20 protein-coding genes and 1 other annotated feature are annotated in these 21,897 nt (G+C 45.2%); of the genes, 5 read left to right on the top strand and 15 right to left on the bottom strand.

Translation table 11 applies throughout. The annotated features are described in order from the left end of the window. Nucleotide 1 precedes the first annotated feature (1 nt). From B853_RS09015 to trpL2, 9 genes are all read right to left on the bottom strand, one after another. Nucleotides 2-1,171: an acyl-homoserine-lactone synthase gene (locus B853_RS09015; protein ID WP_038885026.1), complete on the bottom strand. Its 1,170-nt coding sequence runs from the start codon at nt 1,169-1,171 to the stop codon at nt 2-4. Nucleotides 1,172-1,475: 304 nt separating this feature from the next. Next, the gene (locus B853_RS09010) at nt 1,476-2,735 is read right to left on the bottom strand and encodes a dicarboxylate/amino acid:cation symporter (protein WP_038885024.1); all 1,260 of its coding nucleotides are present in this window, start codon (nt 2,733-2,735) and stop codon (nt 1,476-1,478) included. Nucleotides 2,736-3,072: 337 nt separating this feature from the next. After that, nucleotides 3,073-3,879 carry a tryptophan synthase subunit alpha gene (trpA, locus tag B853_RS09005; RefSeq protein WP_038885022.1) on the bottom strand — a complete coding sequence of 269 codons (807 nt, stop codon included), beginning with the start codon at nt 3,877-3,879 and terminating at the stop codon, nt 3,073-3,075. Further along, on the bottom strand, nt 3,879-5,069 hold the full coding sequence (trpB, locus tag B853_RS09000; protein WP_005376781.1) for a tryptophan synthase subunit beta: 1,191 nt from the start codon (nt 5,067-5,069) through the stop codon (nt 3,879-3,881). The genes trpA and trpB overlap by 1 nt, the downstream gene beginning before the upstream one ends. A gap of 64 nt (nt 5,070-5,133) precedes the next feature. Continuing rightward, nucleotides 5,134-6,573, bottom strand: coding sequence for a bifunctional indole-3-glycerol-phosphate synthase TrpC/phosphoribosylanthranilate isomerase TrpF (gene trpCF / locus B853_RS08995; protein WP_038885020.1), 1,440 nt, complete (start codon nt 6,571-6,573; stop codon nt 5,134-5,136). Between the two features lie 13 nt (nt 6,574-6,586). Beyond that, nucleotides 6,587-7,597 (bottom strand): anthranilate phosphoribosyltransferase, encoded by a 1,011-nt coding sequence (trpD, locus tag B853_RS08990; RefSeq protein ID WP_038885019.1) that lies wholly within the window; start codon nt 7,595-7,597, stop codon nt 6,587-6,589. A gap of 64 nt (nt 7,598-7,661) precedes the next feature. Continuing rightward, nucleotides 7,662-8,243, bottom strand: coding sequence for an aminodeoxychorismate/anthranilate synthase component II (locus B853_RS08985; RefSeq protein ID WP_038885018.1), 582 nt, complete (start codon nt 8,241-8,243; stop codon nt 7,662-7,664). A 16-nt stretch (nt 8,244-8,259) separates the two neighbouring features. Further along, the gene (locus tag B853_RS08980) at nt 8,260-9,825 is read right to left on the bottom strand and encodes an anthranilate synthase component 1 (RefSeq protein ID WP_038885017.1); all 1,566 of its coding nucleotides are present in this window, start codon (nt 9,823-9,825) and stop codon (nt 8,260-8,262) included. A gap of 126 nt (nt 9,826-9,951) precedes the next feature. Then, nucleotides 9,952-10,055 (bottom strand) — a sequence feature (Trp leader region). Next, the gene (gene trpL2, locus B853_RS08975) at nt 10,002-10,127 is read right to left on the bottom strand and encodes a tryptophan operon leader peptide (RefSeq protein ID WP_010447500.1); all 126 of its coding nucleotides are present in this window, start codon (nt 10,125-10,127) and stop codon (nt 10,002-10,004) included. Its footprint overlaps the feature before it by 54 nt. A gap of 94 nt (nt 10,128-10,221) precedes the next feature. Here trpL2 and rnm point away from each other — a divergent pair, with 94 nt between their 5' ends. Further along, nucleotides 10,222-11,100 carry an RNase RNM gene (rnm, locus tag B853_RS08970; protein ID WP_038885016.1) on the top strand — a complete coding sequence of 293 codons (879 nt, stop codon included), beginning with the start codon at nt 10,222-10,224 and terminating at the stop codon, nt 11,098-11,100. 39 nt (nt 11,101-11,139) lie between these two features. Beyond that, the gene (locus B853_RS08965) at nt 11,140-11,760 is read left to right on the top strand and encodes an L-threonylcarbamoyladenylate synthase (RefSeq protein WP_038885015.1); all 621 of its coding nucleotides are present in this window, start codon (nt 11,140-11,142) and stop codon (nt 11,758-11,760) included. 67 nt (nt 11,761-11,827) lie between these two features. Here B853_RS08965 and B853_RS08960 read toward each other — a convergent pair whose 3' ends face one another. After that, nucleotides 11,828-12,553, bottom strand: coding sequence for a calcium-binding protein (locus tag B853_RS08960; protein WP_038885014.1), 726 nt, complete (start codon nt 12,551-12,553; stop codon nt 11,828-11,830). A 351-nt stretch (nt 12,554-12,904) separates the two neighbouring features. On the opposite strand from B853_RS08960, the gene rluB reads away from it, so the two are divergent. After that, on the top strand, nt 12,905-13,843 hold the full coding sequence (rluB, locus tag B853_RS08955; RefSeq protein ID WP_010447509.1) for a 23S rRNA pseudouridine(2605) synthase RluB: 939 nt from the start codon (nt 12,905-12,907) through the stop codon (nt 13,841-13,843). A 146-nt stretch (nt 13,844-13,989) separates the two neighbouring features. Here the strand turns inward: rluB and B853_RS08950 are convergent, their stop codons facing one another. Together B853_RS08950 and efpL are read right to left on the bottom strand one after the other, a co-directional pair. Further along, nucleotides 13,990-14,310: an HI1450 family dsDNA-mimic protein gene (locus B853_RS08950; protein WP_005431208.1), complete on the bottom strand. Its 321-nt coding sequence runs from the start codon at nt 14,308-14,310 to the stop codon at nt 13,990-13,992. Nucleotides 14,311-14,312: 2 nt separating this feature from the next. Further along, a complete protein-coding gene (gene efpL / locus B853_RS08945; protein ID WP_010447515.1) occupies nt 14,313-14,879 on the bottom strand; it encodes an elongation factor P-like protein EfpL in 567 nt (188 codons plus the stop codon). A gap of 219 nt (nt 14,880-15,098) precedes the next feature. Here efpL and B853_RS08940 point away from each other — a divergent pair, with 219 nt between their 5' ends. Further along, the gene (locus B853_RS08940; RefSeq protein ID WP_038885013.1) at nt 15,099-15,866 is read left to right on the top strand and encodes a nucleotidyltransferase family protein; all 768 of its coding nucleotides are present in this window, start codon (nt 15,099-15,101) and stop codon (nt 15,864-15,866) included. 27 nt (nt 15,867-15,893) lie between these two features. Here B853_RS08940 and B853_RS08935 read toward each other — a convergent pair whose 3' ends face one another. The 3 genes from B853_RS08935 to B853_RS08925 all read right to left on the bottom strand — a co-directional run bounded on the left by B853_RS08935 (nt 15,894) and on the right by B853_RS08925 (nt 20,737). Continuing rightward, nucleotides 15,894-18,257: a DNA polymerase II gene (locus B853_RS08935; protein WP_038885012.1), complete on the bottom strand. Its 2,364-nt coding sequence runs from the start codon at nt 18,255-18,257 to the stop codon at nt 15,894-15,896. A 75-nt stretch (nt 18,258-18,332) separates the two neighbouring features. After that, a complete protein-coding gene (locus tag B853_RS08930; RefSeq protein WP_038885010.1) occupies nt 18,333-20,186 on the bottom strand; it encodes an Lnb N-terminal periplasmic domain-containing protein in 1,854 nt (617 codons plus the stop codon). Nucleotides 20,187-20,254: 68 nt separating this feature from the next. Then, nucleotides 20,255-20,737 carry a DUF3015 domain-containing protein gene (locus B853_RS08925; RefSeq protein ID WP_038885009.1) on the bottom strand — a complete coding sequence of 161 codons (483 nt, stop codon included), beginning with the start codon at nt 20,735-20,737 and terminating at the stop codon, nt 20,255-20,257. A gap of 514 nt (nt 20,738-21,251) precedes the next feature. Between B853_RS08925 and uvrY the strand changes: the two genes are divergently transcribed. After that, nucleotides 21,252-21,896, top strand: a complete 645-nt coding sequence (gene uvrY / locus B853_RS08920) for a UvrY/SirA/GacA family response regulator transcription factor (RefSeq protein WP_010447546.1) — start codon at nt 21,252-21,254, stop codon at nt 21,894-21,896. Nucleotide 21,897: the final 1 nt, after the last annotated feature.

Below are 21,897 nucleotides of genomic sequence, written 5' to 3'. Positions count from 1 at the left end.
ATCAATTTTGACTCCGTTTTTCTGCTAGGACTTTTGTTTTATAGCTTCGAAAGTCCGTTGTCTCGAAGTCTCTCCGGACATTGGGCAAATACCACATACCTTTATTGATTTGCTCTGTACCGGAACTGAAAAATGCCAAATTTGTGTAGCTTTTCTGCGACATCGATTGATAAAAATAGAGCATGGCCGGATTTTGCGTAATGATGAAAGCCGTGCAGAACTGATTCTCGTCTAGCACTTCAGCTAAACGTTTTTGGCTAAGGTACAAGAAATACAGCCCAAGTGAACGTGGGGCAGAAATTGCCAGTCTTATTATTTCGCAAATGGCATTTTTGTTCAGTGTGTGGTGATGTAATTGATGTTGTAAGGAAGCGTCAGAAGTCGTTGCTTCAGAGGTCACTTTTTGTTGAACAAGAAGCTGCCCCAATTCATTAGAGTTTTCAGAATGCCACAAAGGGTTATTGAAGTAATGAGAAAAGAACAACCATTCAGAAAGTGATTTCCCGCACTGAATTCGAGCGCTTGATATAAGATGCTTATGTTCTGAATCGATGCTCTGGGCAGTTAATACAAAATGTGTCTCATTTTGGGATAACTCCAAGTCCAACAAAATCTCATACCATTGCTCTTTGCGGACAAGGGTTTGTAAATTGCTCATTAGTATGGCATCAGCAAGTCTCATCGGTTGGCTGCAATATGGTGTGAAAACTAACTCGGTATTGCTGGAGACGTTTACGAGTTCAGATTTGTAATACCCATCGACTCGTGGCATGTAAGCGTAGGTTGGAGCTTGCTCTGGACAGCAATACCCTTGGTAACTCTTGCAAAGCTTATAGATGAGATAATCACACCAAAAATCGAGCCACGATGGGTAGTGTTGGTGAATTGTGCTTTCTAGCGCTTCGAGCTCAATGGCTATACTTCCAAGTGAACTCGAACGGCATGCTTTCTCATATGCATTGGAGGTGATTATTTTGAGCAAATTACCGCTTTCTAGCGATGGGTCTATTTTTCTTGCATCAGAAATACGTTTTCGACAAACCTCTTCAATTAGGTGTTTGCCTTGAATAGTTTCAAGCCTAATAAATGCTTCAAAAGCTCTTTCTTTTTTGACTCTTGAATCAAGATGAAATTCTAGGCTCGACTCTACTTCAGTCGAGTATTGCGCCATCCTAGCCTCGTTTGACGTTTCAATCAGGTGTTTGCCAAACCACCCTTATCATTATGTTTGTGTCGAATTGATTGAGCATACTGCTAGTTGTGTCTAACGCACACTCTAAAAAGCAGTTACTTAAGGTCTTGTTCTATATCGACTCTTATGCTGAATATACTAATCGTATTAAAACAGGTTTCATAGTGAGAAGGGGCATAGGGCTAGGACTCTTTTGCCATATTGTGAGAGGAGGCGAAGAATTAAGGCGATAAAAAACCGGGACGAATCCCGGTTTCAATTAAATACAAAATAAAGTAGGTAATTACGCTTCTTGTTTTTGAAGCTCTACTTGTTCTGCTTCTTCTTCCACTAGCGCATCAACGATAACAGCACATGCTGCGTCACCGGTGATGTTTAGTGCTGTACGGATCATGTCAAAGATACGGTCAAGAGCGAACAATAGTGGTAAGCCTTCGATTGGAATGCCCGCAGCAAGCAGTACAGCTACAACTAGGAATGAAGGGCCAGGGACACCAGCTTGGCCTACCGCACCTAGTGTAGATGTCACGATGATAGCGATGTAAGCGCCCATGCCTAGGTCAATGTTGAATAGCTGAGCAAAGAATATTGCCACTAGACCGTAGTAAATCGCGTTACCTGACATGTTGATGGTCGCGCCAAGAGGCAGAACAAACGACGCCGTCGAGTTCTTAACGCCTAGCTCTTTTTCACACGTATCCATCGTCACTGGCAGTGTTGCCATTGAAGATGCTGTAGACAGTGCAACCGCTTGTGGTTTCTTCATTGCAGATACGAACTTCTTCGCTGATGTTTTAGTGAAGATGTGTACCATTGCTGGGTAAACCACGAAACCAAATACTAGAATTGCAGCGACGTAAACGACGAACAGTTTGAACACCACCATTAGGGCACCAAAACCAAACGTACCTACCGCTTCTGCCATCAGACCAAATACGCCGATAGGTGCGATGATCATCACTTTGTTGATCATCCAAACCATCGCGTCAACGATGCAGTTAACACCATTGATGATTGGTTCGCGGCGAGCTTTCTCTTGCTTTGAAATCGCGATGCCGAAGAACATACAGAACACTAGGATTTGAAGGATATTTGCTTCGTTTAGTGATTGAAAAACGTTAGTTGGGATCATACCAGTGATGGTTGCCCAGAAAGTAGGTAGTTCACCTTTTGAAGCGTATTCTGCCGAGAACATGCCTTCAACGCCAGAAACGTCGATACCCATGCCTGGTTGGAATACTTCACCCATAAACAGTGCCAGTGCTACTGCCAGAGCTGATGTTAGACCGAAGTAACCTAGGGTTACTAAGCCCACTTTACCAGCAGATTGACTATTGCCCAGACCTGCCGCACCTGAAATCAATGCAACAGCGACCAATGGGATCACTAACATTTTGATTAGGTTGATAAAGATAGCACCTAGTGGCGCAAATACAGTTGCACTGTGACCCATGAAGGCACCAACGGCAGTACCGACGATCATTGCAATGACGACTTGCACGCCAATGTTGTTTAGCAAACTCTTTTGTTCTAACACTTCCATAACCTCTGTGCTAATAATATGTAAAATCCTAAAATTACCCACCAATCTAAAGTTGTTATTTGGATAATTATATCGCCTTGCTTTTTACACTTATCATTCACAATTAGCAATACAATTTCAGTACAAAATGACTAGCTAATAAGTAATTTATTGACTGGTGATAATTTTTTAACCAACAGCAAACGTTTGCTATTGGTGTTGATCATGTTCGAGCTTGGATGTGTTTATAAAATTAATGGTAAAGGAAGGGGCATTTTAGAAAGTGAATGTTAAAAAAAAGATCGATTCTTATCGCTTAATAAGGAATCGATCTCATATTGATTAAATTAGTGATACGTTATTTTTGTGTTGCAGCTTTCATTGCAGAAACGAACTCGCTTAGCTTGTCGAGCATGGTTTGTGGTTGCTCAACGTTCGCTTCGATAATTTTTACAACGGCTGAACCAGAAATTGCGCCTGCTGCTCCAGATTCTAGAGCTTGTTTTACCTGCGCTGGCTCGGAAATACCAAAACCAAGTAGCGCTGGTGGCGCGTCAAATTGATTCAGTCTATCGAGCATGTGACCAACAGGCATGTTTGCTTTGGTTTCCGCGCCAGTCACACCTGCACGAGATAGTAGGTACGTGTAGCCACCACCTAGCTCTGATACTTGCTTCAGTGTCTCGTCACTTGCCGTTGGTGGTGCGATGAAGATTGGGTGAATACCAAACTTCTCTGCAGCAGCAACAAACTCTGCACTTTCATTGGTTGGTACGTCTGCAATCAAAACCGAATCGATGCCCGCTTTTGCGCAGCGCTCATAGAAGTTTTCGATACCACGAGAGTATACAAGGTTCGCGTACATCAGAAGGCCAATAGGTAGCTCTGGGTACTTGGCTCGGATCTTACCAATTTGCTCGAAGCAGATATCAGGCGTAGCACCAGAATCTAGAGCACGAATGTTCGCACCTTGGATAGTCGGGCCATCCGCAAGAGGATCTGAGAATGGAATACCGAGTTCTAGGGCATCTGCGCCCGACTCAACCAATGTTTCCATGATCTTGTAAGACTGTTCTGCGTTTGGATCGCAAACCGTTACGAACGGTACAAACGCGCCTTGGTTTTTCTCGTTTAGGCGCTCAAACATCTTTGCATAACGGCTCATTAGATCGCTCCTTTTTCTTCTAGGATGGCATGTACAGTGAAGATATCTTTATCACCACGACCTGATAGGTTCACAACTAACAATTGTTCTTTTTCTGGATTCTCACGAGCCATACGCAGTGCATGTGCTACAGCGTGAGAGGACTCTAGAGCTGGGATGATGCCTTCGTGACGCGCAATTTCTTGGAATGCTTCTAGTGCTTCATCGTCCGTTACGTTGTCGTATTCAGCACGGCCGATTGCGTTCAGGTGTGCGTGCTGTGGACCAACTGAAGGGAAATCAAGACCAGCAGAAACAGAGTATGACTCTTCAACCTGACCATTTGGATCTTGCATCAATGGCGCTTTCATACCAAAGAAGATACCCGTTTTACCATGTTTAAGTGGCGCGCCGTGTTGGTCGGTATCGATACCTTTACCTGCTGGCTCAACACCAATTAGGCGAACGCTTTCTTCTTCGATGAAGTCAGCAAACATACCGATAGCGTTTGAACCACCGCCCACACATGCGATAACTGCGTCAGGAAGACGACCTTCACGTGCCAAAATCTGATTCTTCGTTTCTTCACCAATCATGCGTTGGAAATCGCGCACGATGGTTGGGAATGGGTGAGGACCTGCCGCTGTACCTAATAGGTAGTGCGCGTCTTCATAAGTTGCAGACCAGTCGCGTAGTGCTTCGTTACATGCGTCTTTAAGTGTTGCGGAACCAGAGTGGACAGGAATAACTTCTGCACCCATGAGCTTCATACGGAACACGTTCGGACTTTGACGCTCAACGTCTTTTGCACCCATGTAAACGCGGCACTTAAGGCCAAGCAGTGCACATGCTAGTGCGGTTGCAACACCGTGTTGGCCTGCGCCAGTTTCAGCGATGATTTCGTTTTTGCCCATGCGTTTCGCAAGTAGCGCTTGACCTAACACTTGGTTGGTCTTGTGCGCACCACCGTGAAGCAGGTCTTCACGTTTTAGGTACAATTTGGTTTTCGTACCTTTGGTTAGGTTACGAGTTAGAGTTAAAGCCGTTGGGCGGCCCGCATACTCTTGAAGAAGCGTCATGAATTCGCTGCGGAATTCTGGATCTTCTTGCGCGTCGATAAACGCTTGCTCTAGTTGCTCCAGTGCTGGAACTAGAATTTGCGGAACGTACTGACCGCCGTATTCGCCAAAGTAGGCATTCAGTTTTGCCATGGTGATATTCCTTCTCGTATTTTTCGCTACGAATAGCTTTAAATTTTTTAGCTGATATCCAGCTTTAGTAGTTGCGAATGGCGCTGAATGCCGCAAGCAACTTCTGTGAATCTTTTTTGCCTGGTGCGCTTTCTACACCAGAGTTTAAATCCAATCCCAAGCAACCTAGTGTCGCAGCTTGTTGAGCATTTTCTGGCGACAGTCCGCCCGCTAGCATAATTTGACTTGGGTCGCCGATCAGTGACCAGTCGAACACTTGACCGGTTCCACCTGTTTGAGAGCCAACTTGCGCATCTAACAGGTGGCGGTCAATGTTGTCCGAAAGCAGTTCTGGCTTCGCATCTGTCACACCGTAAGCTTTCCAGATTTCAACACATGCTGGCAGCTCTGCTTTTAGCTGCTTAACGTAAGCTTGGTCTTCTTGACCATGCAATTGCACCGCTTTCAAACCCAGAGAGGTCACAACGGAAGCAACAAAATCGATATCATGATTTTGGAACACGCCTACATAGTTCAGTGGAGCACCGCTCATGGTTAAGCGCGCACCTTCAAGATCAACGGCGCGTTTCGACTTTTCGACAAAAATCAGGCCACCGAACACTGCACCAGCTTGATACGCTTTCGCTGCGTCATCTGGATGAGTGAGACCACAGACTTTGTTTTCGCCCAGCGTAACTTTGCGCACTGCAAGCTCTAGGTTCTCTTCTGCCATCAGCGAACTACCAATCAAGAAGCCGTCTGCGTATTCGGCTAAATCACGGACTTGTTGATGCGTATAAATGCCAGACTCTGAAATCACGGTCGCGTTAGGTGCTAATTCGCGAATTGTCGGCGCCAGTTCTTTCGTACGATTCAAGTCGGTACTTAGGTCGCGTAGGTTACGGTTATTGATGCCGATAACGCGTGCGCCTAGATTAACGGCACGATGAAGCTCCTCTTCGTTGCTCACTTCGGTTAGGATGCCCATGTTCAGGCTGTGTGCTGCTTCTTCTAGCGCTTTGTACTCTTCGTCATTTAGGACAGACAGCATTAGCAAGACAGCATCAGCACTGTAATGACGCGCTAGGTAAACTTGGTAGGTGTCTACCATGAAGTCTTTACACAGAACGGGCTGTTTGACTTGGCCACGCACTTGAGGAAGAAAGTCAAAGTTACCTTGGAAGTATTTTTCGTCTGTTAATACCGAAATTGCATTAGCATGGTTGTTATAAACCGATGCAATGTAATCCAAGTCGAAATGATCACGAATCAAACCTTTAGAAGGAGATGCCTTCTTACATTCGGTGATGAACGCCGTCTTTTCGCCACTCAGTGCATCGTAGAAGCTGCGGTCCGATGGCAGCAAATCAGACTGAAATGTGCTTAGCGGTTGAGACACCTTACGGTCTGCTACCCACTGATATTTGTCGCGGACAATTTTCGCCAGTACTTCTGCCATTTCTGCTTCTTTCTTAGAAACGTGTTCAGACAGGTTGCCAGCTTGCTGAGTGTTGAAGTCAGTCATCTTCTTCAATTCCTTAAGCGTGTGCGGCAAGTTGTTGTACCAATTGGTACGCCTTGCCTGAATTCATTGCCTCAATCGCTTGTTGCGTATTGGCTTTTAAATCTTCGTGGCCGAATAGACGCATTAGCAGAGCAACGTTCACCGCTACAGCACCCAATTGTGCGTCTGTACCTTTACCCGTCAGGATATTGGTAATGATCGCTTTGTTTTCTTCAGGATCACCACCTTTGATCGCTTCTAACGGATGCGCTTGTAGACCGAAGTCTGCTGGTGTTAGCGTGTACTCAGTGATCTTGCCATCTTTGATTTCTGCAACCGTTGTTTCACCGTGAATCGCCACTTCATCCAAACCACTACCGTGTACTACTGCTGCGCGCTTCATACCCATTTGTAGCATGGTTTCTGCTATAGGACGAACCAGTTCTTCACTGTATACGCCCATCAATTCGATGTTAGGACGAGCAGGGTTAATCAGTGGGCCAAGAATGTTGAAGATGGTGCGTGTTTTCATGGTTTGACGCACTGGCATCGCATGGCGCACACCACCGTGGTATTGAGGTGCAAATAGGAAAGCAACACCTATATCGTCTACTGCTTTGCGCGTATCTTCAGCGCTCATGGCAAGGTTGATACCAAACGAGTCAAGAAGGTCAGAAGAGCCCGATTTGCTTGAAACGCTGCGGTTACCGTGTTTCGCCACTTTTAGACCACATGCTGCAGCAACAAACGCTGCTGTGGTTGAGATATTGATGGTGTTGTGACCGTCACCGCCAGTACCTACGATATCTGCGAAATCGTAATCTGGGCGAGGGAATGGGTTTGCATTTGCCAGCAGTGCTTTTGCCGCACCCGCAATTTCATCCGGCGTTTCGCCTTTGATTTTTAGTGCAGTCAGTGCTGATGCCATTAAAATTGGGTCTAGTTCACCACGGATAATGATGTCGAATAGCTGTTGGCTCTCTTCCTGAGTAAGCGACTCTTGCTCGTACAGTTTGGTAATAATAGGGTTGATGATTGCTTCCATATTTCCTCTCCTAAATTTCTTATGTGCCAAGTGCTTTTTAAGCAGTGAGTGGGTTTACTGAAGTTTATTCTTCAAGCGCCCATTCAATGGCATTGGCCAACAGTGTTGCTCCGTAGGTCGTCATAATAGATTCCGGGTGGAACTGGAACCCGCAAACTTTATCTTCTTCATGTACAACAGACATTACCAAGTCATCCACTTCTGCTGTGATGGTTAGGCTCTCAGGAACCTTGGTCGCAACCAGCGAGTGGTAACGTGCAATAGCAAGTGGTGATGGTAGGTTTTGGTAAATCGCATGGTTTTGGTGCTCCATCATAGAGACCTTACCGTGAATGATTTCGCCTGCGCCAGCAACGGTGCCGCCGTATGCTTCAACAATCGCTTGGTGACCAAGACAAATGCCGATCATCGGCACTTTGCCTTTCATGCGTTGGATAAGCTCCGGCATTGAGCCTGCCTCTGACGGTGCACCTGGGCCTGGTGATAGCAGGACCACTGGGTTTTCAAGCTCGTTTACCGCTTGTTCAATGGTTTCTGCTGGGATGTTGTTTCGGTAAATCTTGACTGAGTGACCTAGCGAGCGGAATTGATCCACAAGGTTGTAGGTGAACGAGTCAAAGTTGTCGATAAAAATGATATTAGCCATCTCTGAACCCTATTCCTTATTGTGACTTATGCGCTGCTTGGATAGCAGAGATTACCGCTTGTGCTTTGCCGCGCGTTTCGTCTGCTTCCGCTTGTGGATCAGAGTCGAACACCACGCCAGCACCAGCTTGAACTTGAGCAATGCCGTTCTCAACGTACGCTGAGCGGATCACGATACAAGTATCTAATGTTCCTTCGCCGGTAAGGTAACCCACAGCGCCGCCGTAGCTACCGCGTCGTGCGCCTTCTACATCGCGAATCAACTGCATTGCACGAATCTTTGGTGCACCAGTTAGCGTGCCCATGTTCATACATGCTTGGTATGCGTGCAGCGCGTCTAGGTCTTCACGCAGTTGACCAACCACACGAGATACCAAGTGCATTACGTGGCTGTAGCGGTCCACTTTTAGAAGGTCTGCTACGTGGCGTGTGCCAGCTTGAGCAATACGAGCAACGTCGTTACGTGCTAAGTCAACCAACATCATATGTTCTGCGTTTTCTTTCATGTCAGTACGCAGTTCAAGTTCGATGCGGCTATCTAGGTCGAAATCAATCTCGCCGTTAGGGCGCTTACCGCGGCGACGAGTGCCTGCGATTGGATAGATTTCAATTTGGTTAGTGTCGGTTTCGTACTTAAGCGCACTTTCTGGTGATGCGCCAAACAGAGTGAACAGCTCATCTTGCATGTAGAACATGTAAGGGCTTGGGTTACTTTGTTTAAGTTCTTTGTAAGCCGCTAGTGGAGAAGGGCAAGGTAGAGTGAATCGGCGAGATGGTACAACTTGGAATACATCGCCTTTCACTACGAACTCTTTTAAGTCACGAACGATTTGGCAGAAGTCTGAATCAGATACGCTAGGTTCAACCGTGACGTCGGCGATTTGCTCTGCACTTGGCAGCAGTTTTGGCGCCGCACATTGAGCGCTGATTTCTGCGATGCGAGTTTCTAGTGTTGTTTTTTCTGAATCATCGACAAACAAAGTCGCTTGCAGCTGGCAAGATTCGGTTTGATGATCCACAACCAACAGCGTTTCCGCTACGTAGAAAACGTAATCTGGGCATTGATTGGTTGCTTCCGCATTGCCCAGTGGTTCGAAGTTCGCGACCAAGTCGTAAGCAAACAAACCACCAAGGAAAATCGCGTGCTTATCTTGCTCTGAAATATCGAAGCTGTGTTGCACTAAACGCAGCGCATCGAAAGAAGAGGCTTCACGTAGGCGAGAGTCTTCATCTAGTGTGTCGCACGGTTGAGTGAATTCCAAAGTCAGCGTTTCGCCATCGAAACCACTCTCAATGTCACCACGAATGTTCTGGTTTAAATGGGAAAGTAGGTTTTTACCGTTGTTGGTCAATGCCTGCATGCTGACGCTATGACCAAAGCAGACGAGACGCACGGCCGAATCGACAATCAGTAGTGATTTTAAATCTTGCTTTGAATCGATCTCAGCGGATTCTAGTAATAGGCTGTCAGTCTTGTTCTCACATAATGTGTGGAACAAGCGAGTCGGGTCTTGAGTATAAGGGACGGAGGCCGTTAGCACTTCAAGCTGTCCAAGTTTCTGAATATCAATGGCCTTATTCACAAGACCTCCTTATAGCTGTTTTATATCTTCCTGCCGTACATAGTGGCATAAAGCAAACGTTCACCCAATCAAGTTTTGGTCATATTCGATGAATGTTTAAGCAGTTGAATGTGAGATGAACGACAAAATAAAAAGCCCGCTGAAGTAGCGGGCTTTGTGTTGTTTAATTCTATAAACTAGAAGTACACGTTCGCCCACCAAGAACTTGTCCAAGTGCGCCACCAAGCAAGATCAGCAGAATTCATCTTATTCGTATGAACTGCAACTTTCGCTTCCTGGTTTTGGTTAAATTCTTGTAACATGGTGAGCCTTAATTAGGTACTTCGTATTTGTGTACTAGTTAACTAGTGCAGAGATAAAAAGTCAACCCCAAAACAGCATTAAAACGACAAAAAGATGAGAATTGATTTACACAGCCACACCACCGCTTCAGATGGTCGCTTTGCACCACATGATTTAGTGGATAGGGCATTGAGTTTTGATATCGAGGTTTTGGCGATCACGGATCATGATACGGTTGACGGCTTAGCTCCGGCCAAGCAATACGTTGAAGAGAACAATCTCCCGATAAAAATCATCAACGGTATCGAGATCTCTACCGTTTGGCAGAACAAAGACATCCATATTGTGGGGCTGAATATCGATCCAGATAGCCCAGCATTGACGGAGCTGATTGAGCAGCAGAAAACGCACCGCGTGGTTCGAGCTGAATTGATCGCGGAGCGTCTACAAAAAGCCACCCGTGAGGGCGTACTAGAAGAAGTCCAGCAAATTGCAGGTGATGCGCCCATTACACGAGCTCACTTCGCCAAATGGCTGGTGGACAATGGTTACGCCAAAAACATGCAGATGGTGTTTAAGAAATTCCTGACGCGCTCTAACCCTGGCTATGTTCCACCGAATTGGTGTTCCATGAAAGATGCGGTTGACGCGATTCATGCCGCGGGTGGTTCTGCTGTATTGGCTCATCCGGGTCGTTATCAGCTTACCGCAAAGTGGGTAAAACGCTTGTTAGCGGCATTTGTCGAAGCAGGCGGAGATGCCATGGAAGTTGCGCAACCTCAACAAGCGCAACAAGAAAGACGCAACTTGGCCGATTATGCTATACAATACAAACTATTAGCTTCTCAAGGCAGCGATTTTCACTATCCATCACCGTGGATGGAGTTGGGAAGAAACCTCTGGTTACCTGCGGGCGTAGAACCAGTTTGGAAAGATTGGGGTATTGATCCTTCGTTGGACAATAAGCAACAAGACGAAGTCGAAACTCCCTAAAAAATATAGAGCCGAGAGGTTCGATAATGAGGAATTACAATGAGCCAGTTTTTTTACGTTCATCCAGAAAACCCACAGGCTCGCTTGATTAATCAAGCAGTAGCAATCATTCGTAGTGGCGGTGTTGTGGTGTACCCAACCGATTCCGGTTACGCACTAGGCTGTCAACTGGAGAACAAACAGGCGTTGGAACGTATCTGTCAGATCCGTCGTCTGGATGACAAGCATAACTTTACTTTGTTATGCCGTGATTTATCGGAGCTTTCTCTGTACGCGCGAGTTGATAACACCGCGTTTCGACTATTGAAAAATAATACACCAGGGCCTTACACATTCATCTTTAAAGGCACGAAAGAAGTGCCTCGCCGTTTGATGAACGCAAAACGCAAGACCATTGGTATTCGTGTACCAGATAACCGTATTGCGCTAGACCTTTTGGAAGCGCTTGGTGAACCAATGATGTCAACGTCGCTTATCCTTCCGGGTAATGACGTGACAGAATCGGATCCAGAGGATATCCGTGACAAACTAGAGCACGCGGTAGACGTTATCCTTAACGGCGGCTATTTAGGTGAACAGCCAACGACGGTAATTGACTTTAGTGAAGGTGAAGCCGTTGTTGCACGTGTTGGCTCTGGCGACCCTGCACCATTTGAATAATTGGTTTGCTGCTAAAGAAATAAGAAAGGGAGGCGTTATCGCTTCCCTTTTTTGATTGTGGGACTATTTAGGTGAAATCAAAAATATTAATGTCGTTGTTACTCATGTAGTCAACGTACGCTTGATCAACACCTTTCAACGTTACTTCAATATTGAACTCGTCACTTGAGTAAACCGCCCATCCATATTCATTGAAGGAAAGCTCAAGCTGTTCCTCAGACTCAAGAAAGGAGTCTCTCTTGCCATCGCCATCAGTATCTCTTCCAAGATCAAAGGTCAGCTTGTCTTCAAAGATATTGAAGTCGAGCACTTCCGCCTTGATTTCAATCTCATTGCTGGTGATGATGCCCTCAGGCGTTTTGACGGAGAGGCGATTAGAGAATACAAACTCGTCGTTGCCTGAGCCTCCAGCGAGCGTGGAGTTACCATCACCCACGATAAGCTTGTCGTTTCCTAGGCCCGCATTGAGAAAGTTGTTTCCAGAGTAATCGAATAGAATGTCATCACCTTCTCCACCGTAAAGGAAGTCATCCCCTAATCCTCCAGACAGATAGTCTTTGCCACTTCCGCCAGAAACATGATCTTCGCCCTTGCCACCTAGTAGATAATCATTACCACCGTTGCCATCGATATAATCATTTCCGCCAAAGCCGACGAACTTTTCATCTCCGCTATCGCCTACGAATACATCTGGCGTAAAAGAATCGACCGTTCCTTTAACATCATCTTCCTCAGACGTTCCAAAAATCCAATTATAGTCGGGAGCCGTTGAGCTGCTTTCTGATCGAGACATATCTTTTCCTTTTGATTGTATGCGTCAAAGAGACTAGTGACACTGAAATACGCCCTAGCTGTGAGAAATCCTGATAATTTTATCAAGGTAAGGCTGAAGTGGTGGGTTATTAGCGTTTGAGTTTAGGCCGAATTTTTCTGATTCGTTTTAGTACTATTGGGTTATTTGCTGGAGGAATTGGAGTGGAATCCTAATCTGCAATTTCATCAACCAAAGCACGAAATGCTCTTACAATAGATTTAAGAATCTCGTATAATGTCCGACCGAAAAAATCCCATTCATGTGGGTAACTTGCAAAATGATGACCAATTCTGGTCTCGACGTCTGTGAAGACGACACATAGGTAGATAAATGAGCGAAAAGTTACAAAAAGTATTAGCACGTGCAGGTCACGGTTCTCGTCGTGAGATTGAATCGTTAATTAAATCTGGTCGCGTTAGCGTGAACGGAATCGTAGCTAAACTTGGTGAAAGACTGGAAGATGAGAACAGCGTAGTTCGTATCGATGGTCACGTTGTGTCTGCAAAGGCGCAAGAAGAAGTGATCTGTCGTGTTTTGGCTTACTACAAGCCTGAAGGTGAACTATGTACTCGTCACGACCCAGAAGGTCGTCGCACTGTTTTCGATCGTCTGCCAAAGATCCGTGGTTCTCGTTGGATTTCAGTAGGTCGTCTTGATGCGAACACATCAGGTCTACTGCTGTTTACAACAGATGGTGAGTTGGCAAACCGCCTTATGCACCCAAGTCGTCAGGTAGAGCGTGAATACCTTGTTCGTGTTTTCGGCGAAGTAACTGAACAAAAAGTGAAAAACTTGGTTCGTGGTGTTGAACTTGAAGACGGTATGGCGCGCTTTGAAGATGTGGTATATGCGGGTGGTGAAGGTATGAACCACACGTTTTATGTTGCAATCAACGAAGGTCGTAATCGTGAAGTTCGCCGTCTGTGGGAATCGCAAGATACGACGGTTAGCCGCCTAAAACGTGTTCGTTACGGTGATATCTATCTGGACAAGAAACTGCCTCGTGGCGGTTGGATGGAACTTGATCTTAAAGAAGTAAACTACCTACGAGAATTGGTAGAGCTTCGTCCAGAAAAAGAAACCATGCTTGATCTGAACAAAGATAACACTTCACGCAAACGTGAACGTGCTCGTAGCCAAAAAATCCGTCGCGCTGTTAAGCGTCACGAAGAGCGCGTAAATACGCCTAAAGGCCGCAGCAACAACCCTTCTCGCCGCAAGCCAAAGAAGAGCGCTGGTGATCAGGGTGCACGTAACAAGCATCGTTAATCGATAGCGAAAATTAGAAAGGCTTGCCTACTCGGCAAGCCTTTTTCTTGTCTGTCTTATTAAAAGAGGACAGTTACGTAAGTCGGTTTCATACATAAAAAAACACCAGCGCAAGGCTGGTGTTTTTGATCATGACGAGGAAATCGTTAATCACGTTTCCAAAGCATATGGCAGAACTTATGTTCAGGGTCTCGACTGATTAGCATACGAGCAAAAACGTCATCAAGTACGTCATTTTCCTCGTTTACTAAGCCGATTCGAACTTCTGCATACACTTCTTTGTCGATGTCAAAGCCAACATGTTCAACCCAGTCATCACCAGTTTCAACAAGCTCAGCGGCACCACGATCTTCAAATTGCGCAGTAAACAGAATGACATCAGCTGGCTCTAGGTTGTCTGGAGCCATCTCAAGGAAGATGTCGTACGCAGCGTCGATAACGTCGTCGTAAGAAATCAAATCAGACATGCTTATGCTCGGCTCATGAACTTACGTTCAGTAGTGTTCACAATTACACGTTCGCCAGTTGCGATGTATTCTGGAACTTGAACAACAAGGCCAGAAGCAAAGCGAGCTGGTTTAGTACGCGCAGATGCAGATGCACCTTTGATTGATGGATCAGTTTCTTCAATCACTAGTTCAACAGACGATGGTAGTTCAATACCAACTGCAGCGCCGTTTACAAGGATAATATGGATACCTTGTGTATCTTCGTTGATGAACAGCATGTCATCTTCAACTTCAGCGTGCTTGAATGTGTATTGTGAGTAGTCTTCGTTATCCATGAAGATGTGCTCATCACCGTCAGCGTATGAGTACACAACTGCACGTTTGTTCATTTCTACTGTTTCAACAACGTCATCAGACTTGTAACGCTCATCTACACGAGCACCAGTGTTTAGATCTGTACAACGCATTTTGTAGATTTTAGCGCCGCCACGACCACCAGGAGTCGTTACTTCGATGTCTTTTACTAGAAGAGTTTTACCATTAGACTCGATTGCGAAGCCTTTTTTGATTTCACTTGCCTTTGGCATTGTATTTTCCTATTTACACTTATTAAGCAAAACTTGGAGATTATAGCGCTAAGTTGTCTAGCTGACATCAAAATATTTACCTCCATATAAGCTAAACCTTAGCTTCGAAGTCATGTGGTTAGCTGAAACCTAGATGTATAGTACCGATAAACTTGATTCGTTACAGAAGCTGATCGATCATAGGCTATATTCCAATTAACTCTTTTTATTTCCTGATACATGTCTCTACCTGTTATTGATCCAAGCGAACCTTGCCAACCCCAATTTGAAGCCCTGATTCGAGAAGTTTTAATGTGCTTAAAAGGGGGCTTAGGGCCAAATCTCCATAGTGTTTATGTCTATGGCAGTGTGGCGCGTAAAACCGCAGTTGTAGGCAAATCAAACCTTGATATTGTTGTGGTGACTAAGACTGGGTTTGAAGACAATAGAGTGACTTTGCTCAATACCATCCGCTGGCGTGTGCAAAAAGGTTATCCCCAAGTGACAGGTGTTTCTATACGAACAGCCCTGACTAAAGAAGTTGCAAACCTAGATAGTATTTTTACCTGGGGTTTCATGCTCAAGCATTGCTGTGTTTGTGTCTACGGCGATGATCTTGCGGATTGTTTTGGCGACTACATTCCAAGCTGGGAGATTGCCAAGCATTGGAACATGGATGTAGAAGAGTGGGTGTCGATATATAGAACCAAAATAGTGCAAGCCAAGGACACCGACGAGCTGATTCGCGCTCAGGTTACTATCGCGAAGAAGCTATTACGGGCTTCCTATTCTGTTATTATGCACAAAGACCGACGCTGGTTTGATGACCCCGAGGAGTGTGGCAATGTATTTCTTCAGTACCACCCAGAGAAAGAGACGGAAATTGCTCGATTGGGAATTTTGCTTTCTGGACGTTCGATTCCCAAACGCTCGGTGCTTGGCTTGCTGGATGGATATGGACAATGGCTAGTGAAGGAATATCAGAAGACGGAATTTCGAATCGGATAACCTTAATAAAGAACATTGATCGTACTTTTAAAACAATCCCATTTGTGGTGCAGAGAGTTGCTCAAAATTAGTACCAATAAACGGTAATATCGCATCCGCAACAGGTTTTAACTGCTTATCAATATAGTGTTGATAGTCGATAGGACTATTACGGTATTCGTGTGGCTCTGGCCCGTTTACGGTAATCAAGTACTCGATTCGACCACGATTTTGATACTGCAATGGCCTGCCTAGTTTCGCATTGATGTCATCGGCCAAGCGCGCAGCACGTACTTGTGGCGGAATGTTCTTTTGATATTCGTGCAGCTTACGGCGTAATCGCTTTTGATACACTAACTGATCATCAAACTCACCATTATTGGTTTTTTCGACCATCTCTCGCACATAGTCACTTGGGTCTTCACCGTGGAAGACCATTTGATACAAGGTGTTCTGGAATCGCTGTGCCAGTGGTGTCCAGTCAGTACGTGCACTTTCTAATCCTTTGAAGATGATGCGCTCTTGTTCGCCTTCACCAATTAAACCGGCGTAGCGTTTCTTGGAGCCGGTTTCCGCGCCTCGAATGGTTGGCATCAAGAATTTGCGATAATGGGTTTCGTATTCGAGTTCAAGAATCGAATTGAGGTTGTACTCACTACGTAAATGGTCATTCCACCATTGGTTAATGTAGTCGACCAGTTCATTACCAATTTTATCTGCGTCTGCTTGGCTAAAGGCGCCGTTTAAAGAGACAAAAGTTGAGTCAGTATCGCCATAAATAACTTGATAGCCTTTGTCTTCAATCAGGACCTTGGTCTGCTTCATGATTTCATGCCCACGCATAGTGATGCTGGAAGCTAGGCGGGTATCAAAGAAACGACAGCCAGAAGAACCAAGCACGCCATAAAATGAGTTCATGATGATTTTGATCGCTTGTGAGAACGCTTTTTCATTGTTCTTCTTTGCGACATCGCGTGCTGCCCAAAGTTTTTCGATCATTTCTGGCAAGAAGTGTTTCGAGCGATGGAACTGACCGCCACGGAATCCGGGTACCGCTTCATCGTCTGCTGTGCCGATTTGAAGCTGCAAACCTTCGACTAAACCCATAGGGTCGATCAAGAATGAACGAATAATCGAAGGGTACAGGCTCTTAAAATCTAGCACTAATACCGAGTCGTAAAGGTTTGGGATGGAGTCCATCACATAGCCGCCCGGGCTGGCAATCCAGTTTTCTGGATGCAGGTTTGGCGCAACATACCCTGCTCGGTGGATCTGCGGCAGATACAAATTAGTAAACGCTGCCACTGAGCCTCCAACGCGATCCAGTTCCACTCCCGTTAAGCGAGAGCGTTCGATAGCGAAGTCGAGTAGGTGAGTGTGGTCAAAAATCTTGTTGACCAACACACAGTCTTGCAAGTTGTATTTAGCGAGAGACGGTTTGTCTGAACGGTACATGCGATTGATTTCGTCCATTCGATCATGAACGTTATGAATCTCTTTACCTTCGCCAAGGAGTTCTTGTGAAACAGACTCAAGTGACCAAGAGCGGAAATGGTATGTCGCGGTTTTGAGCGTATCGATACCATCGAGTACCACACGACCAGGAATAGAGATAAAGCCCTGTTGGCTTTGCGCGGAGCTGCGGAAGAAGCTCGGTTGGTCAGCACGGCCTAGCACCAGCTTCATGTTGTGCCACTCGGCACGCTTGTGCAGTAGACGGAAATCAAAGTCGATAACGTTCCAGCCGACAATCACATCTGGATCAAATTGCTTAAACCAAGCGATTAGCGCCTGAAGCAGCGCTTTCTCATCTTTCACCCATTGGATTGGTGTGTCTGCCGGTTCAGGTTCGCCAATCATGATTACGCGTGAATCAGCAGGGCTATCTAAACCAATCGAATAGAGGATGCCTTTCTCTGAGCACTCTAAATCGAGCGAAACGACATGCAAACTAGGAATATAGTCGCCTTGACGGCACTGGGCTTTAGATACTTTAGTATGATTCTTTTGAGCCTGAAACTGACCAGTAAACTCAATGCTTCCCTTAATGAAGCGTTCCATGAGAAAGCGATCGGCAAGTTTTATATCGGCTTCCAGTGTCATGATGTCATCTTTAGCGAGCAGATCAGACAAGGTGTATGAATCTCTGATCGTTTGACAGTAGCAAGCACTGAGGGGGATGAGTTCAAAGCTTTTTAGGTTGAGTGGTTTGATTTCTAAAGGAATATGATGTTGCTTAGCTAGCGTACTAGCATGATCTTGATGACTCTGCTCAATAAAAAAGACAGGCTTTTCGCCTTGAATGGTCAGGTTTACGGGCCCGTTATTAGTCGCGACCCAAAGATCGATTTGAGTTTGCCCTGAAAGGTCCCGAGCTTGTCTGGTGAGTAAAAAGCCTTGCTGAATCGCCAACGAATATTTCCTTTAAAAACCAAAAAGGCCACATTTGGTAGCCTTTTTACTTAATCAGAGGATATTAGCAAAAACTCAGTAGTAAAAATATCCCGTGAGCTTCGCTGTGGTGTTTTCTCTAGACCAATGCTGGTACTCGACTTCGCTTCGAATTGCCCAGTTTCGACTCAACGCCCAGTTCCAACTCGCTGTTGCTTTAGCATTTTGATCTACGAGTGAGTCAAACAGATATAGATACTGACCTTGTAAGGCTAAGCGATGATTGTGAGTGGCTTGCCATAAAACACCAGCTTCAACGCCAGAGCCCACGGTAAGATCGTATTCAGTGAGTTCTCCTGCGCTAACATCTAAGGAGAAGAGAGTGTATAGATGAAGCTTGTCTGACTCGCCCCAAGCTTTACCAGCACCACCTTGAGCAAACCATCGACCGGCAAGTTTGCTCTCTGCCGGCATTCGGTCGAAGCCACCACGGATGTTCCACGCTAAGCTGTCAAAAACACGATTTCCCGGTGCTAAAGCCATCGCATCTAAAAGTTGAAAGGTCTCGAGTCTGGCGTTTGACGCTTGGTCGATACTCAATGTGGTATCTAGAAAGCTAATTTTCGCTCCCGGAATAAAACCCGCTTGAGAGTCGAGCAAATCATGGTAGGCAGCACGCCAATGGAAGAGTGTTCGATTTGTTGCCCCATCATTATATTGGTAGCTCAATCCAACTCGAGCAGAAGCATGGCCTTTTTCAGGGGATACTTTAGGCGCTTCCACAGGAGAGAAGGGAGAGTCAGCTTTGATTCGACTGCGCTGATAGAGAAGTTGAGTCAGCTGTTTTGCTGTTGGATCTCTTTCTAAACCGTCGTCGTAAAGCTCATAGTTTAGCCATTCGTAAGCGAACTCAAGTATCGCTGCTCGCTCTTCATCCGTAAATTTTGCAGCGCTAGGGTATTCTCCTTGCTTAGCCTTGACTGCAGCTTGAAAAAGGTCTTCGTCTATTTCGTTAGATTGATGAAGCAGTCGAGTGCCAAATGCAGCACGATATTCAGGCTCATCTAAAAGGTGACTGTCTGCGAGTGTTGCTACCGTATCTGATGGAATTGCGTGAACTGGGAAGTCGGCAACTAAAGATAGATCATCTCTTGCCAGTTCAAGTAGCGCGAGCAATTGATAAGAGCAGTTTTCATCAATGAAGTAGTAATCGAATTCAGCAGTTTGCATTTCCCATAGGTGCAATAGCACACGATTTACTTCTTCTTCTGATAGCTTGAGCTTGTACTCCCAGATATCACGAGATTCAATATCGTTGTATTCACGGACTTTGCGATAGTAGGGCATGACGGTAAATCGACCTGGATAGCTGCCTGCTAAGCCTTTGAGAGCGTATAAAGCGGCATTATCATTGGTCTGAGGCTCAGCAGCAAAATTAACAGCAAACGCCACGAGTTCCTTGTGTCTTGTTTGATCCTTTGCATCGATTCTTAGCAATGTATGGCCAAACATGGAGGAAGGGTTGTTCATAAAGGCGGTAGGGAAAACTAACGTCATGCCTGCAGGGTCTAGTACTTCTTTCCAGTCATTCATTTCTGGGCAGTTTAGTATCGCCACACGATCCTGTTGTTGTTCAAGCCAAGTAAAGCGGGCTGGGTAACGACAACGCATTTCAGCCTTTGTTGTGTCATCGGCGTTGTAAAAGGCATTAAAAGTAGCGATCAACTCAGCTTCTGGGTTTGTTTTGCCGTCCACTGATAAAAAAAAGGCTTTCGAGTCAACGGTGCTTTTATAATCACTCAAAGTCACAGGAAGGTAATGCCCCAACTTTAACCAGTAAGGCTCCTCGGACAATTGTTGCAAGTCTATCTGGTGAACATGAGCTGAGAGTGGGGAGGCAAAGACACTTGCCGAGAGGATTAAAGCATGTGTGCAAAAAGGGAACTTCATCGAATACCGCGAAAATATAGCATTAAAAAAGTGTCCAAAAGGACACTTTCTATTAGGGGGTCCGGTGCTTAGATAGTGTAAGCAGCTAGAGCGTTGTTTTCAGCAACCAAGTCATTTAGGTTAGCGAAGACTTCTTGTGAAGTCACATTCTCAGATTTGAATACTTTCGCAAAGTTTTCTTGAGCCATTTGGTTGAAAGCCGCTTTATCGGCTTCTTGAATGCCCCAAACTTCAGAAAGCGTAGCAAGAGTCTCACCTTCGCCTTTCGCGATATCACGAGCTAGGTTATCCATGTTGCCATCGATAAATAGTGCTAGTTTTTGTGCTGAAGTAATAGTGCCGTTACCGTCACAACCTAGCGTACCGAAAGTGATGCCGAACGTTTGGTTACCAGAAGTACCGTTAGTTGTTGCACCTAGTACTTTAAATACTTTGCCAGACTTTCCGTCGAAAATCATAGTACCTAAGCCACAACCGATGTCAGAGTCAGCCATTGCAACGTTTGAAAGAGGAAGAGTAGCTAGCGCTGCCACTGCTAAAAGCTTTTTCATTATATTTTCCTGATATTTAAGTTATATCCAATTTAGAACTGCAATATAAAATTGCGGCGGCCATAATAATGAAACAATATGCATTTGCAAATCTAATTTAATGATGAAATTGAATTATAATTAAATATGAGACACTGGTTCCTACCCAATTTCTGTCCGGAGTTAAGATATTGATAATGTTGTTAAATTGACCAGTATCACATTGTGGCACGCTTCTTTCGGGCATTACTTGTTTACATTTTCGTTGTGAGGACAATTTGCTGTATGGCTGTCCCAATGATGTGGGAAGCGACTTGTTGATGTTTTTTTGTTCGGCTAAGGTTGTGATAAATATGCAAATTCAGCCTTACTGACCAGATATAGAAATAAGTTCTTGCTAAACTTTGCGTTTCAGCACATATTCATATAAAGCAATTTTTGCCATATACGGTATTATATAGGCACTCATACTGATATCCGCATTGAATAAACTGAATGTGGGTGCAGAGCCAATTAAAAGTGTGGAGATACAAGTTTGATAAATGTTTTCCTTGTAGATGATCACGAGCTGGTTCGCACAGGGATACGACGTATTATTGAAGACGTCCGTGGAATGAACGTAGCAGGAGAAGCTGACAGCGGTGAAGATGCAGTAAAATGGTGTCGCAGTAATCATGCTGACGTCGTTTTGATGGACATGAATATGCCGGGAATCGGTGGCTTGGAAGCTACTAAGAAGATTCTTCGAGTGAATCCTGATGTCAAAATCATCGTTTTAACCGTTCATACTGAAAACCCGTTTCCGACAAAAGTCATGCAAGCGGGAGCTTCTGGTTATTTAACGAAAGGTGCAGGACCTGACGAAATGGTGAATGCCATTCGAGTGGTTAACAGTGGACAGCGTTACATCTCACCAGAGATCGCGCAGCAGATGGCGTTGAGTCAATTCTCACCAGCCTCAGAGAATCCATTTAAAGACCTTTCAGAACGTGAATTGCAGATCATGATGATGATCACCAAAGGGCAGAAAGTAACGGATATTTCTGAACAACTTAATTTAAGTCCAAAAACAGTCAACAGCTACCGCTACCGTCTGTTTAGTAAATTGGACATCAATGGTGACGTTGAGTTAACACACTTAGCGATCCGCCACGGAATGCTGGACACCGAGACTCTTTAGT

It is taken from the genome of Vibrio rotiferianus CAIM 577 = LMG 21460 (assembly GCF_002741985.1).
Classification (GTDB): Bacteria; Pseudomonadota; Gammaproteobacteria; order Enterobacterales; family Vibrionaceae; genus Vibrio; species Vibrio rotiferianus.
The sequence above is the reverse complement of the archived record's forward strand: the minus strand, read 5'-3'. Positions and strand labels throughout refer to the sequence as shown.